The organism is Variovorax sp. P1_H12_2, assembly GCF_056405335.1.
This window is the reverse complement of the sequence record NZ_JBFUCI010000003.1, coordinates 55,585-67,907: the sequence shown is the minus strand read 5'-3', so window position 1 is coordinate 67,907 and position 12,323 is coordinate 55,585. Positions and strand designations below refer to the sequence as shown.

The 12,323-nt window shown below is 67.7% G+C and carries 11 protein-coding genes; 3 read left to right on the top strand and 8 right to left on the bottom strand.

Annotated elements, in window-relative coordinates; all coding sequences use genetic code 11:
- Nucleotides 1-185: 185 nt before the first annotated feature.
- The 8 genes from AC1D2K_RS01015 to AC1D2K_RS00980 all read right to left on the bottom strand — a co-directional run bounded on the left by AC1D2K_RS01015 (nucleotide 186) and on the right by AC1D2K_RS00980 (nucleotide 7,447).
- The gene (locus AC1D2K_RS01015) at nucleotides 186-614 is read right to left on the bottom strand and encodes a MaoC family dehydratase (RefSeq protein WP_478085591.1); all 429 of its coding nucleotides are present in this window, start codon (nucleotides 612-614) and stop codon (nucleotides 186-188) included.
- Between the two features lie 11 nt (nucleotides 615-625).
- A complete protein-coding gene (locus AC1D2K_RS01010) occupies nucleotides 626-1,087 on the bottom strand; it encodes a MaoC family dehydratase N-terminal domain-containing protein (RefSeq protein WP_478085590.1) in 462 nt (153 codons plus the stop codon).
- A gap of 22 nt (nucleotides 1,088-1,109) precedes the next feature.
- Complete coding sequence (locus AC1D2K_RS01005) at nucleotides 1,110-2,321, bottom strand: CaiB/BaiF CoA transferase family protein (protein WP_478085588.1); 1,212 nt, start codon at nucleotides 2,319-2,321, stop codon at nucleotides 1,110-1,112.
- 31 nt (nucleotides 2,322-2,352) lie between these two features.
- Nucleotides 2,353-3,342, bottom strand: a complete 990-nt coding sequence (locus AC1D2K_RS01000; RefSeq protein ID WP_478085586.1) for a Bug family tripartite tricarboxylate transporter substrate binding protein — start codon at nucleotides 3,340-3,342, stop codon at nucleotides 2,353-2,355.
- Nucleotides 3,343-3,559: 217 nt separating this feature from the next.
- A complete protein-coding gene (locus tag AC1D2K_RS00995) occupies nucleotides 3,560-4,684 on the bottom strand; it encodes an acyl-CoA dehydrogenase family protein (RefSeq protein ID WP_478085585.1) in 1,125 nt (374 codons plus the stop codon).
- A 10-nt stretch (nucleotides 4,685-4,694) separates the two neighbouring features.
- Complete coding sequence (locus AC1D2K_RS00990) at nucleotides 4,695-5,888, bottom strand: acyl-CoA dehydrogenase family protein (protein WP_478085584.1); 1,194 nt, start codon at nucleotides 5,886-5,888, stop codon at nucleotides 4,695-4,697.
- 24 nt (nucleotides 5,889-5,912) lie between these two features.
- A complete protein-coding gene (locus tag AC1D2K_RS00985; RefSeq protein WP_478085582.1) occupies nucleotides 5,913-7,070 on the bottom strand; it encodes a thiolase in 1,158 nt (385 codons plus the stop codon).
- Nucleotides 7,067-7,447, bottom strand: a complete 381-nt coding sequence (locus tag AC1D2K_RS00980) for a Zn-ribbon domain-containing OB-fold protein (RefSeq protein WP_478085581.1) — start codon at nucleotides 7,445-7,447, stop codon at nucleotides 7,067-7,069. The genes AC1D2K_RS00985 and AC1D2K_RS00980 overlap by 4 nt, the downstream gene beginning before the upstream one ends.
- 117 nt (nucleotides 7,448-7,564) lie before the next feature.
- Here AC1D2K_RS00980 and AC1D2K_RS00975 point away from each other — a divergent pair, with 117 nt between their 5' ends.
- The 3 genes from AC1D2K_RS00975 (at nucleotide 7,565) to AC1D2K_RS00965 (ending at nucleotide 12,306) form a co-directional block, all read left to right on the top strand.
- Nucleotides 7,565-8,332: an IclR family transcriptional regulator gene (locus AC1D2K_RS00975; RefSeq protein WP_478085579.1), complete on the top strand. Its 768-nt coding sequence runs from the start codon at nucleotides 7,565-7,567 to the stop codon at nucleotides 8,330-8,332.
- A 198-nt stretch (nucleotides 8,333-8,530) separates the two neighbouring features.
- Nucleotides 8,531-10,681 carry an acetate--CoA ligase family protein gene (locus tag AC1D2K_RS00970; protein ID WP_478085577.1) on the top strand — a complete coding sequence of 717 codons (2,151 nt, stop codon included), beginning with the start codon at nucleotides 8,531-8,533 and terminating at the stop codon, nucleotides 10,679-10,681.
- Between the two features lie 11 nt (nucleotides 10,682-10,692).
- On the top strand, nucleotides 10,693-12,306 hold the full coding sequence (locus AC1D2K_RS00965) for an acyl-CoA carboxylase subunit beta (RefSeq protein WP_478085576.1): 1,614 nt from the start codon (nucleotides 10,693-10,695) through the stop codon (nucleotides 12,304-12,306).
- Nucleotides 12,307-12,323: the final 17 nt, after the last annotated feature.

Here is a 12,323-nt window from a genome sequence, read left to right as displayed (position 1 = left end):
GTGCTGGATGCCTCGGGCCTGTGCGTCGCCTCGCTCAACGTGGCCGGTCCGACCGAACGCTTTCGCAATGAACTGGACTTCCTCAAGGCCACGGTGAGGGAAGTCGCCACCCGCGCGTCCGGCTTGATCAGCGACATCCGGCGCGCCTGACGACCCTGCACCGCCGCGGGTTCTGTCGCGCTACGTCATTCGGGCAGTGCCACCAAGGCCTCCCCTGTCAGCCGGACCTCGCCGGCTTGGTTGCTCGTGCTCACGGCCAGGCGCACGCAGGCTTCGCCATGGAGGTGAATTTTTTCGATCACGCGGCCCCGGCAGTGGATGACATCGCCGAGCTGCGTGATCGCCGTGAATCGCACGCTGTAGCGGCGGATTCGTTCCTGGGGCACCCAGTCGGTCAGCAGGCGCGCCAGCCAGGCCATCGAGAGCATGCCTTGCGCGAACACGTCAGCCATGCCGGCCGCGCGTGCGAAGTCCAGATCCACGTGGATCGGGTTGTGGTCACCGGAGGCGCCACAGTACAGGGCCAGGTCGAGTCTGGATACCGGTGGCAGCGCCAGGACGGGAAGCTCGTCGCCCACCTGTACGTCAGCAAAACGCAAATTGAAGCGCTTCATGGCAAGCGCTTTCAAGCCGGCGCTTCGCCGGCGGTGACACGAGAGACCGTCAAGCAGCGCAACTCGGCGACCAGCCCACCGTGCTGGTTCGTCACCCGGGTGTGGCGAACCGCGAAGTGCAGGGCACCGCCCTTCTTCTCGTACAGGTCCTCGATGCGTGGTTCGAAAGTCAGCGTGTCGCCGGCGAATGCCATCGAGTGGTATTCGAAGTGCTGCTCGCCGTGCAGCACGTTACGGTAGTCCAGCCCGACAAGATTGCGGAAGGCGGCCGGGTCGGGCGCGTCCGACTCCAGGCAGAACAGGAATGTCGGCGGCACCGGGAGGGCCGGATGGCCGGCGCGCCGAGCCGCCTCGGCGTCCCGGTACACGGGGTCCTGCTGTCCGGTGGCCTTGGCGAAGAATCGCAGGCGGCCGGCCTCCACCAGGATGCTGAACGGCGGCAGGCGATGGCCGATGAGCTTGCTCGCATTCATTCGCCGTGCGCCCGTTTCGCCTTCAAAGGATGGCCTGCTCACGCAACTCGCGCAGCGCGGCGTCATCGACCCCAAGCTCCTCGCGCAGGATCTCGTCCGTGTGCTCGCCCAGTCGCGGCGATGGACGGTGCAGCACCGGCGTGTCCGAAAATCGCAGCGGGCTACGCACCACCGGATAGCTGCCTCCACAAGGCAGCGTCACATTCTGTACCAGGCCTCTGTGCCGCACCTGAGCGTCGGCGAACACGTCGGCCAAGTCGTTGATCGGCCCGCCGGGAACCGCCGCATCCGACAGCCGCTCGACCACCTCAGCACGCGTCAGCGATGCGAGCGCCAGGGTCAGTTCCGCATAGAGTGCCGGGGCGTTGGCGACGCGGCTGGCATTGTTGGAGAATCGCGCATCCTGTGCGAGKCCCGGCCGTTCGAGCGCTTCGCACATGGCCTTGAACTGGTGATTGTTGCCGGCCGCGATGATCACCGAGCCGTCGCGGCAAGGCAGCACGGTCGATGGCGCAGCGATCGGGTTGGTATTGCCGGCGCGTCGTGGCACGGGGCCGCCCATCAGGTACCCCTGCGCCAGGTGCCCATTGAATGCAACGGCAGTGTCGAGGAGCGTGGCCTCGACGTACTGCCCCTGGCCGGTCCGCTCGCGGTGGTAGAGCGCGCTCACGATGGACAAGGCGGCGTAGTGCCCGGTGGTGAGGTCGATCATCGGCACCGAAGTGCGCATCGGTTCGCCGTCCGGTTCGCCGCAGGTGCTCATGAGTCCCGACAGGCCCTGCGCGATGAAATCGTAGGCAGGGCGGCTGGCATAGGGGCCATCCTGGCCGAAGCCGGTGACGGAGCAATACACCAGTCGCGGATTCTCCGCGCGCAGCCGTGCCTCGTCGAGGCCGTAGCGTTTCAGCGTGCCCGCCTTGTAGTTCTCGATCAGCACATCGCAACGTTGCGCCAGCTGCCGCACGATGTCTGCGCCGCGCTCGGTGGCGATGTCGATGGTGATGCTCTTCTTGCCGCGGTTGTAGGCATGGAAGGCCGCAGACTCCTTGGCACCTGCCGCCTCCGCATGGGGCGAAGCCACGTACGGACCGAGTTGCCGGAGTTCATCGCCCTGCCCCGGCCGCTCCACCTTGTAGACGGTGGCGCCCATGTCGGCCAGGGTCTGGGCGGCGATCGGGCCTGCAATGGCCCGGGACAGGTCCAGCACCTTGATGTGGGAAAAGATTGCGGACATTGCAGCTCCTGGGCTTGTCTGTCGACGCGGGTCAGTCGATCTTGATGTTGCGCTCGCGGATCACCCGGCCCCAACGCGCGTAGTCGTTTCGCACGATGGTGGAGAACGCAGCCGGGCTGGTGCCTGTCATGGTGAACCCGAACTCCTGCATGCGCTTTCTCAGATCCGGCTGCGACAGGACGGTGCCGACATCCCGCGACATCTTCTCCACGTTCGCGCGTGGCGTATTCGACGGCACGAACAAGCCCAGCCAGCCAAGCGCCTCCAGGCCCGCGCCGGTGTATCCGGCTTCGGGGAATGTCGGTGTGTCGGGGGCTTGGTCCGAACGGACCGGGCCCGTCACCGCCAAGGGAACCAGCTTGCCCGAGGTGATGTAGTTGGCTGAACCTGCAGCGCCCATCATGACGGCCGCGATCTGCCCGCCCATGAGGTCGCTCAGTGCGGGCCGCTCGCCCTTGTAGGGGACATGCAGGAGCTTGATCTTGGCCGCATCCTGGAACATCTCCATGTAGAGGTGACCCGCCGAGCCAGCGCCGAAGGAGCCGAACGCAAGTTCCCCCGGCTTGGCCCTGGCGAGCGCCACGAACTCGGAAAGATTCTTTGCGGGCACCGACGGATTGACCGCAAAGAGCATCGGCAGCGTGGCGAGCTGGGAGACCGGGGCGAAGTCCTTGAGGGCGTCGTAGGAGACCTTGCTGAGATGCGGCACCTGCACGAATGCCGTGACGGCCAGCAGAACGGTGTAGCCGTCGGGTTCTGCCCGAGCGACCGAGTCCGCTGCAACGGCGCCGGATGCACCGGGCTTGTTCTCGATGATCACCGGCTGCTGCCAGATCTTCGAGAGCCGCTCGCCGATCGCCCTCATCATCACATCGGACGAGCCTCCGGCGGCGAAGGGTGCCACGATCTTCACCGGCTTGCTTGGAAAGCTGTCCGACTGCGCCAGCACGGCACCGCATGCCGTGGCCAGCGCAGCGCTCGTGCACAACGAAATCAGGAATCTACGTTTCAGTTTGGGCATCTCAGGGTCTCCTTTTTATTTGATGGATGAAGGCGCTCGCGGAACTCACGCGGGCCATCGAGTTCATTTCAAGGGAGAATTTCTGATCGTCCAAGCGGCGCGCGGCGCTTTGTCCACGATGTGGGCCATTTGCGCTCCTGCGCGGCGAGCCGCCCTCCTTGGAGCCTTGACCGGCTCTTCAATGCGGCTTGCGCGCCGGGTTTCTCAGCAAAAAGCGTCAGAGCTCGAGGAGTTCGGCATAGCGCGCCAGCTGGCTGTCGCTGTCGCCCAGCAGCGGATCGAGCATCGTCAAGCGCTTGAAGTAGTCGCCCACGGCCAGCTCGTCGGTCATGCCCATGCCGCCATGCAGTTGCACCGCCTGCTGCCCCACGAAGCGGCCGGCCTTGGCCATCATGAACTTGGCCGCCGCCAGCATCCGCCGGCGCCGGGCCGGGTCCGACTCATCCAGCGCCTGGGCCGCCACATGCGCCATCGAGACGGCCAGTTCCTTCTGCACCAGCATGTCGGCCATGCGATGCTGCAACGCCTGGTAGCTGCCGAGCGGCCGACCGAACTGCTGGCGGGTGCGCAGGTAGTCGCCGGTGAGCTCGATCAGGCGCTCCATCGCACCGCCGGCCTCGGCGCACAGGGCGGCGATGCCATGGTCGAGGCCCGATTCCAGCACCGCCATGCCGCTGCCGACGGCACCCACGCGGCACTCGGCGGGCAGCGACACCTCATGAAGCGACAGGTCGCAGGCACGCAGGCCATCCATGGTGGGATAGCCGCGGCAGCTCACACCCGGCGCCGTCCGGGGCACGAGAAACACGGCGATGCCGGCGTCGTCCACACGCGCGGTCACGAGCATTGCGTCAGCCGCCTCACCATGCCAGACCAGGGTCTTGTGACCGCTCAGGCGATAGCCCTGTGGGGTGGGCGAGGCCGTGGTGGCGATGTCGCCATCGGCCTCGCGTTGCCCCGGCTCCAGATACGCCAGGGTCACGATGCGTTCGCCGGCCGCCATGGCGGACAGCCACTCGGCCTTCTGTTCTTCGCTGCCATGGGCCTGAAGCATGGCGGTGGCCATCACGGCGCTCGGCGTCACCGGCTCCAGCAACAGGGCGCGACCCAGTTCGTGCTGCACCACCATCAGGCTGGCGGCGCCTTCGCCGAACCCGCCGTACTGCGGCGCCACGCAAAGCCCCAGCACGCCCAGCTCCGCCAGCGCGCGCCAGGTCTCACTGTTGAAACTGCCGCCGCCTCGGGCCGAGCGCCGACGCTGCTCGAAGCCGTATTCGCTTTCCAGGTAGCGCCGCAGGCTGTCGGCCAGCATGCGCTGCTCTTCACTTCGTTGAAAGTCCATGATTCCCCCTTCAGAACCCRAKGATCATCTTGGCGATGATGTTCTTCTGCACYTCGKTGGYSCCGCCGTAGATCGTGGTCTTGCGTGCATCGAAGTAGGTCGCGGTCGACGGCGCGGCCCAGTCGGGCGCGTCGATGCCGGGCTGCTGTCCGGCCTCCAGCCACTGCGGGTCGAAGGGCCAGGCGCAGGGGCCGGCGAGCTCCATCTGCAGCATGGCCAGATCCTGCTGAATCTCGGAGCCGCGGATCTTGAGGATGGACGCCTCCGGGCCCGGTCCCTTGCCGCCGTCCTCGGCAGCCACCCGCAACAGCAGCATTTCGAGCGCCATGACTTCCATCTCGATGCGCGCGATCTTGTCGCGCATGCGCGGCGACTCGAACATCGAGGCGCCTTTGCAGGGCGTTGCGGCGGCAAGCTGCTTGAGGAGCTGCAACTCGCGGTGGCAGTGGCCGATCCCCGCAATGCCGGTGCGCTCATGTCCGAGCAGGTACTTGGCATAGGTCCAGCCCTGGTTTTCCTGGCCCACCAGGTTCTCCACCGGCACCTCGACGTTTTCCAGCCAGACCTCGTTGATCTCGCGCCCGCCGTCCAGCGTCACGATGGGACGCACCGTGATGCCGGGCGACTTCATGTCGATCAGCAGCAGCGAGATGCCCTCCTGCGCCTTGACCTGCGGGTCGGTGCGAACCAGGCAGAACATCCAGTCCGCATGGTGGCCCAGGGTGTTCCAGGTCTTCTGGCCGTTGACGACATAGCAGCCGCCATGGCGCACCGCGCGGGTCTTGAGCGACGCCAGGTCCGAACMCGCGCCGGGCTCGGAGTAGCCCTGGCACCAGAAATCCAGCATCGGCGGGATCCGCGGCAGGAACCTGGCCTGCATCTGCGGGCTGGCGAACCTGATCAGCACCGGGCCGATCATCGAGAGCCCGAACGGCAGCAGGCGGGGGGCACCCGCGCGAAAGCACTCGATCTCGAAGAGGGTCCTCTGCAAGGGATTCCACCCCGTGCCGCCGAACGCAACGGGCCAGGCCGGCGCCCCCCACCCGCGTTCGAACAGGATGCGGTGCCAGCGCACGAAGTCGTCCCGTTCAAGGCGCTGATGGGACAGCACCTTGCTCTTGATATCCAGCGGCAAGGCGGTGCGCGCGAAGGCCCTCACCTCCTCGCGAAACGCCTGCTCTTCCTCGCTGAAGCGCAAATCCATGGAATGTCTCCTGACGATGACGGACTACAAGGTGTCCTGGGTGCCGAGCACCAGGGTGGCCTGGCTCGACAACTCGCCGCCGTTGCCGTGTGCCAACGCCAGCTGCGCGTCGGCCACCTGTCGGTCGCCGGCACGTCCCATCAGTTGCTCGGTGGCCTCGACCATGGTGAACAGGCCGTACATGCCCGGGTGGACGCAGGACAGTCCGCCGCCATTGGTGTTGACCGGCAGGGCACCGCCGGGGGCGATGCGCCCGCCTTCGACGAAGCTGCCGGCCTCGCCCTTCCCGCAGAAGCCCAGGTCCTCCAGGAACAGCAGGGTGTTGATGGTGAAAGCGTCGTAGAGCTCCACGACGTCGATGTCCTGCGGCCGCACGCCGGCCTGCGCGAAAGCGCGGCTCCCCGACAGGCGCGCGGCGGTGCGGGTCAGGTCGGGCATGGCGCTGATTTCGCGATGCTCGGTGGCCGCGGCCGCACCCAGCAGGTACACCGGCTTTCGCACCAGGTCCCTGGCCCGCTCGGCGCGCACCATCACCACGGCGGCCGCGCCGTCGGTGACCAGGCAGCAGTCGCGCACACCCAGCGGATCGGTCACCATGCGGGCGGCCAGGTAGTCGTCCATGCTCAACGGGTCGCGCAGGAACGCGTCCGGGTTGAGCTGCGCCCAGCGGCGCGCGGCCAGTGCCACCTCGCCCAGCTGTTCGCGCTTGAGCCCGTATTCGTGCTGATAGCGCGCCGCGGCCAGGGCGTAGGCGCCCACCGGGCGGGGCATCTTGTAGGGCGTTTCGTAAGGGCTTTCACGCATCGATTTGATCAACGCGCCGGCCGCGCTGCGCTGATTGCTGCCATAGGCGATCAAGGCCACGTCGCACTGGCCGGTGCTCAGGGCCAGCGCCGCCCACATCGCGTGCGTCATGAAGGCCGAACCGCCGGTGCGGTTGTTCTCGGTGATGCGCGGCGAGATGCCCAGGTATTCGGCCAACCCCATGCCGGACATGAAGTCGTCCGGCAAGGCAATGAACAGGCCATCCACGTCCTGCGGCGTGAGCCCCACCTGGTCCAGCGCCTTGAGGCTGGCGCCCACCGCCAGATCCATGGAGCTCAGGCCGGGCGACTCGCCCATGCCATGCGTTGCAGCGGCGACGACCGCGGTCTGACCGCGCGGAAATGCGTCCTGCATCATGCTGCGGCCTCCGAGACGGGGTCGAACACCAGCAGCGGCCTGCCCTCGGCTTCGCTGACGCGGGCGCGCACCGGCATGCCGATGCGCACGTCCTGCGGTGCCAGGCCTTCGACGCGGCTCAACAGGCGCGGCCCTTCCGCCAGGTCGATCAGCGCCACGTTGTAGGGCGCCTGCGGCGGCCGGGTGCGCACCACGATCGTCGAATAGACGGTGCCGCGGCCCGACACCTCCACCCATTCGAGATCGCGCAGGCCGCTGCGTGGCGCGGCCACGCGCGGATAGAACACGTATTCGCCGCTGGCCCGCGAACGCTGCAACATGAATCGCCCCTGCCCCAGAAAGGCCAGGAACTCTTCCTCCAGTTGATTGGCACTCATACCGCTCTCTTGATCAGTTCAATGGGGCGGATTTCATGACAGAGCGCGCACTTCACCAATCGAAAATACTTCGAATGTCCATCATGTGAGCAATTTCATGCGGTACGCTTCCCGCACATGAGCACCGCCACACCCGCCACGACCGGCGTTCAAAGTCTCGAGCGCGCCTTCTCGCTGCTGTCTTTGCTGGCCGATCACCACGTCCACGGCATGTCCATGCGGCAGCTCATCCAGAGCACCGGCATGAGCCGACCCACGATCCACCGCATGATCAGTTTTCTGCTGCGCATGCACTACGCGGAGCAGGACCCCAAGACCCACACCTATCGCCTGGGCACCGCTGCCATGCTGCTGGGCTTGCGCACGATGTCGCGCCCGCCGCTGGTGCAAACCTACCTCCCCACCATGCGGCGGCTGGCGCGCCGCACCGGCGAAGGCGTGTGCCTGGGGGTGGGCATCGGCGACTACAGCTACAACCTGCACCTGGAACAGGTCCCGCCGGAGAACCCGATGTTGCGCGGCCTGGTCGGCGAAACCCGACTGCTCGGGCTGGGCATCGGCAGCCTGGCGCTGCTGGCGGCCCTGAGCGATACCGAGATCCGCCAGCACTACGCCAGGCACGAAGCGGAGTACCTGGCCAACGGCTTGAGCGCGGCGCGCATCCTGACCGGCATCGAGCGCAGTCGCCGGCTGGGCTACACCCTGGCTGCCGGGTTCGGCGTCGCCGGTGCCGGCTATGCCTTCGAGGTTCCGTTGTCAGGCCTGGCGACCATCACCGTGGTCTCGCCGCGGGCACGCATGCCCCTGGCGCGACGCCACCAGATCGCGACGCTGATAGTCGAAGAAGTGAAGGCGCAGCAGCGCCTGACAGCCGAAGCCGCCTGAGCGGGCCTCGGGCCTCCATCGCCACCGCGAAGCCCCCGGCAGATCCGGCCGGAGGCAAGCCACAYGCGCGAGCGGCAACCGCCCACCCTGGGGTTTCCCCGGAGGCGTGTCCCTCGCACCCACGAATCCGTCCACATCATGGACAAACCGGGACGCGCAAATTGCGACTTCCCGCGCGCTGCAATGAAATCACCCCCAATGAAAAACGCCACGCCCTCCTCCATGACGCGCGTCCCGCATCGCCTCGAACCTGTGTTGAACCCGGCCTCGATCGCCATCGTCGGTGCTTCCGGCGATGCCAATCGCATCGGTGGCATTGCCATCGACCACCTCTCCAAACTGGGCTTCGCCGGACAGGTATTTCCGATCAACCCCAAGTACCCCGAGCTCGGCGGCTACCCCTGTTTTCCCGACGTCGAGTCGCTGCCCACGGTGCCGGACGTGGYCGTCCTGGCGCTCGCGGCGGACGATGTGCTTCCCATGCTGGAGCGCTGCCATGCCAAGGGCATCCCCGCCGCCATGGTGTATGCCGCCGGCTACGCCGAAGTGGGCGGCGAGGGCGTGGAGCGCCAGCAGGCCCTGGTGGCGTTCGCCGAGCGCACCGGCATGCTGGTCGTCGGCCCCAACTGCATGGGACTGGCCAATCTGCGCACGCGCGCCATCACGTCCTTCGTGCCCACCTTCCGGGCCTTCCCGCCCGACGACAAGCAGGGGCACGTGAGCCTGGTGACGCAAAGCGGCAGCATGTGCTCGGACATCTACGTGACCGGCTGGATGATGAACATGCGCTTCCAGCATTTCATCAACACGGGCAACGAGGCCTGCCTGGAGTTTTCCGACTACCTCGACTACCTGGCCGGCGATGACGGCACGCAGGCCATCGCCGGCTATCTGGAAGGCATCAGGAGCGGCGAGCGCTTCATCCAGGCCACGACGCGGTTGCGCCAGATGCACAAGCCGCTGATCGTGCTCAAGGCCGGCGAAAGCGACCGCGGCTCCGAGGTCACGCAGTCGCACACCGCGGCGCTGGCCGGCAACCGCGCGATCTACCGCGCGGCGTTCCGGCAGCTCGGGGTCATGCAAGCCCGCCACACCGTCCATCTGAGCGATCTGGCCTACCTGACGGGCTTCCTGCGCCAGCGTCGCGTCGGTTCGCGCGTGGTGGTGGCCTCCATCTCCGGCGCCATGGGCGCCGTGACCGCGGACCTGCTCAGCGCGCAAGACCTGCAGCTGCCGAACCTGTCCGAGGCCAGTCAGCGCAAGCTGCTCGCCACCGTGCCGGGCATCGCCATGGTGTGCAACCCGGTCGACATGACCGGCCAGCTCTTCAGCCGCAGCCGTCTCGCCACCGAGGTGCTGGACATCCTGCTGGCCGACGATGTGGCCGATGTCCTGCTGGTCTATGCCACCGGTTCCTTGTTCGAGCGCATCGCGCCCGAGCTGATCGAAGCGTCCGCGCGCACCGACAGCCTGGTCGTGGTGGTGGCCACCTCGGGAACGCCGGAGACCAGGCAGGCCCTGGAGGACGCCGGCATTCCCGTGTTCGCCGACGCGGCCCGCGCCAGCGAAGCCCTGGGCACGCTGGTGCGCTGGACCGAAAGCGCCGCGCGCTGCGAGCATTGGGGCGCGCTGCGCGCGCTCGAGCAGGCGCGTGCCCGCGAGGACCGCGCCGCCTTCGCGCCGCTGGCGGCACGCAGCGACGAGCACCAGGTCAAGCAGTGGCTGGCCCAGTTCGGCGTTCCCGTGGGCGCGGCCCGCGTGGTGCGAAATGCCGCGCAAGCCAGAGCGGCGGCCGAACAGACGAGCGCCCCGCACGCGCTGAAGATCCTGAGCCCCGACATCGCCCACAAGACCGAGGTCGGCGGCGTTCGCCTCCACCTGACAGACCCCGCCGCCACCGGCCAGGCGGCGCAGCAGATGCTGGCCGACGTGGCGCGGGCCGCACCCGACGCCGAACTGCGCGGCATGCTGCTGCAGCCGATGGAGCAAGGCGTGTGCGAACTGATCATCGGCGTGACCCGGGACCCGGTGTTCGGCCTGTGCATGACCGTGGGGCTGGGCGGTGTGATGACCGAGCTGTTCCAGGACGTGACGCATCGACTGCTGCCGGTGGACACCGCCATGGCCCACGAGATGCTCGGCGAGCTGCGCTCCGTGCGCCTGCTGCAGGGCTTTCGCGGCAAGCCGGCCGCCGACGTGCAGGCCGCAGCCGTTGCCATCGCAGCCGTCTCGCGCGCCGCCATGGCCTGCGGCGACACGCTGGCGGAACTGGAGKTCAATCCCCTGCTGGTCAAGGCCGAGGGCCAGGGCGCGGTCGCCCTGGACGCCCTGCTGCTCACCTCCCATTGAAACGACACGACATGACACCCATCGAATCGCGCATCGACCCCGTGCAGCCCGCCTTCGCCGGCCAGCGCAGCGGCATGCTGGCCCTGATCGAGCGCATGCAGCAATTGGAACAACGCACCCGCGACGCCTCGGCCAAGGGCAAGGCGCTGTTCGACAAGCGCGGCGCCCTGCTGCCGCGCGAACGCATCGGCCGGCTGCTGGACCCCGGCGCCCCCTTCCTGGAGCTCGGCAACATGGCCGGCTACTGCGCCGAGGGCGAAGACCCCGAGACCTCGGTGCCGGGCGGCGGACAGATCGTGGGCATCGGGTTCGTGTCGGGCGTGCGCTGCGTGGTGGCGGCCTCCGATTCCAGCATCAACGCCGGGGCCTATGTGGACGCCGGCAGCAAGAAGCTGCTTCGGGCCCAGGACATCGCGCTGGACAACCGCCTGCCCTTCATCCACCTGGTGGAATCGGCCGGCGCCAACCTGCGCACCTACCGGGTCGAGCGCTTCATCCGCGGCGGCAGCCTGTTCTTCAACCTGGCCCGGTTGTCTGCCGCAGGCCTGCCGGTCGTGACCGTGGTGCACGGCTCGTCCACCGCCGGCGGCGCCTACATGCCGGGCCTTTCAGACTATGTCGTCATGGTGCGCAATCGCGCCCGTGCCTTCCTGGCGGGCCCGCCGCTGCTCAAGGCCGCCACAGGGGAGATCGCCAACGACGAGGAGCTGGGCGGCGCCGACATGCACGCCAGCGTCAGCGGCCTGGCCGAGTACGTGGGCGAGGACGACGCGCACGCCATCGCCATCGCGCGCGACATCCTGGCGGCGCTCGACTGGCCGGCCGACGCGTCGCCCCTCATCGGGCTCCCGCCGCAACTCGACCCCGACGAGCTCGCCGGCGTGATGCCGCTCGACGTCAAGAAGCCGATCGACATGCGGGAGGTGATCGGACGCATCGTCGACGACTCCGCCTGGCTTCCCTTCAAGCCCGACTACGGCCTGACCACCCTGTGCGCCCATGCGCGCATCGAGGGCCATGCGGTCGGCTTCATCACCAACAACGGCCCGATCGACCCGGCCGGCGCGACCAAGGCGGCCCAGTTCATCCAGCTGTGCAACCAGTCGGGCACGCCGCTCGTCTTCATGCAGAACACCACCGGCTTCATCGTCGGCAAGGCCTCCGAAGAGGCCGGCATGATCAAGCACGGCTCCAAGATGATCCAGGCGCTGTCCAACTCGAAGGTGCCGCACATCACCCTGTACTGCGGTGCGTCCTTCGGCGCCGGCAACTACGGCATGTGCGGTCAGTCCTTCCGCCCGCGCTTCAGCTTCTGCTGGCCCAACGCGAAGACGGCCGTCATGGGCGGCGAGCAGGCCGCGATGACCATGGAGATCGTGGCGCGCCAGCAAGCCGAACGCAAGGGCAAGCCGGTGGACGAGGAGGCACTGGCACGCCAGAAGGCCGAGATCATCGCCAACTTCGACGCCCAGTCGAGCGCCTTCGTGACCAGCGGCCTGATGCTCGACGACGGAATGATCGACCCCCGCAACACCCGGGCGGTGCTGGCCTTCGTGCTGGCCACCGCACGCGAAGCCGAACAGCGCCGCACGCACGCCATGCAGTTCGGCGTCGCCCGCTTCTGACCCCATCCCCAGCAAGG

Excerpts from the sequence above, each read along its gene's own strand:
- AC1D2K_RS01015 (WP_478085591.1), bottom strand. The coding sequence starts at position 614 with ATGAAGCGCTTCAATTTGCGTTTTGCTGACGTACAGGTGGGCGACGAG.
- AC1D2K_RS01010 (WP_478085590.1), bottom strand. The coding sequence starts at position 1,087 with ATGAATGCGAGCAAGCTCATCGGCCATCGCCTGCCGCCGTTCAGCATC.
- AC1D2K_RS01000 (WP_478085586.1), bottom strand. The coding sequence starts at position 3,342 with ATGCCCAAACTGAAACGTAGATTCCTGATTTCGTTGTGCACGAGCGCT.
- AC1D2K_RS00995 (WP_478085585.1), bottom strand. The coding sequence starts at position 4,684 with ATGGACTTTCAACGAAGTGAAGAGCAGCGCATGCTGGCCGACAGCCTG.
- AC1D2K_RS00985 (WP_478085582.1), bottom strand. The coding sequence starts at position 7,070 with ATGATGCAGGACGCATTTCCGCGCGGTCAGACCGCGGTCGTCGCCGCT.
- AC1D2K_RS00980 (WP_478085581.1), bottom strand. The coding sequence starts at position 7,447 with ATGAGTGCCAATCAACTGGAGGAAGAGTTCCTGGCCTTTCTGGGGCAG.
- AC1D2K_RS00975 (WP_478085579.1), top strand. The coding sequence starts at position 7,565 with ATGAGCACCGCCACACCCGCCACGACCGGCGTTCAAAGTCTCGAGCGC.
- AC1D2K_RS00965 (WP_478085576.1), top strand. The coding sequence starts at position 10,693 with ATGACACCCATCGAATCGCGCATCGACCCCGTGCAGCCCGCCTTCGCC.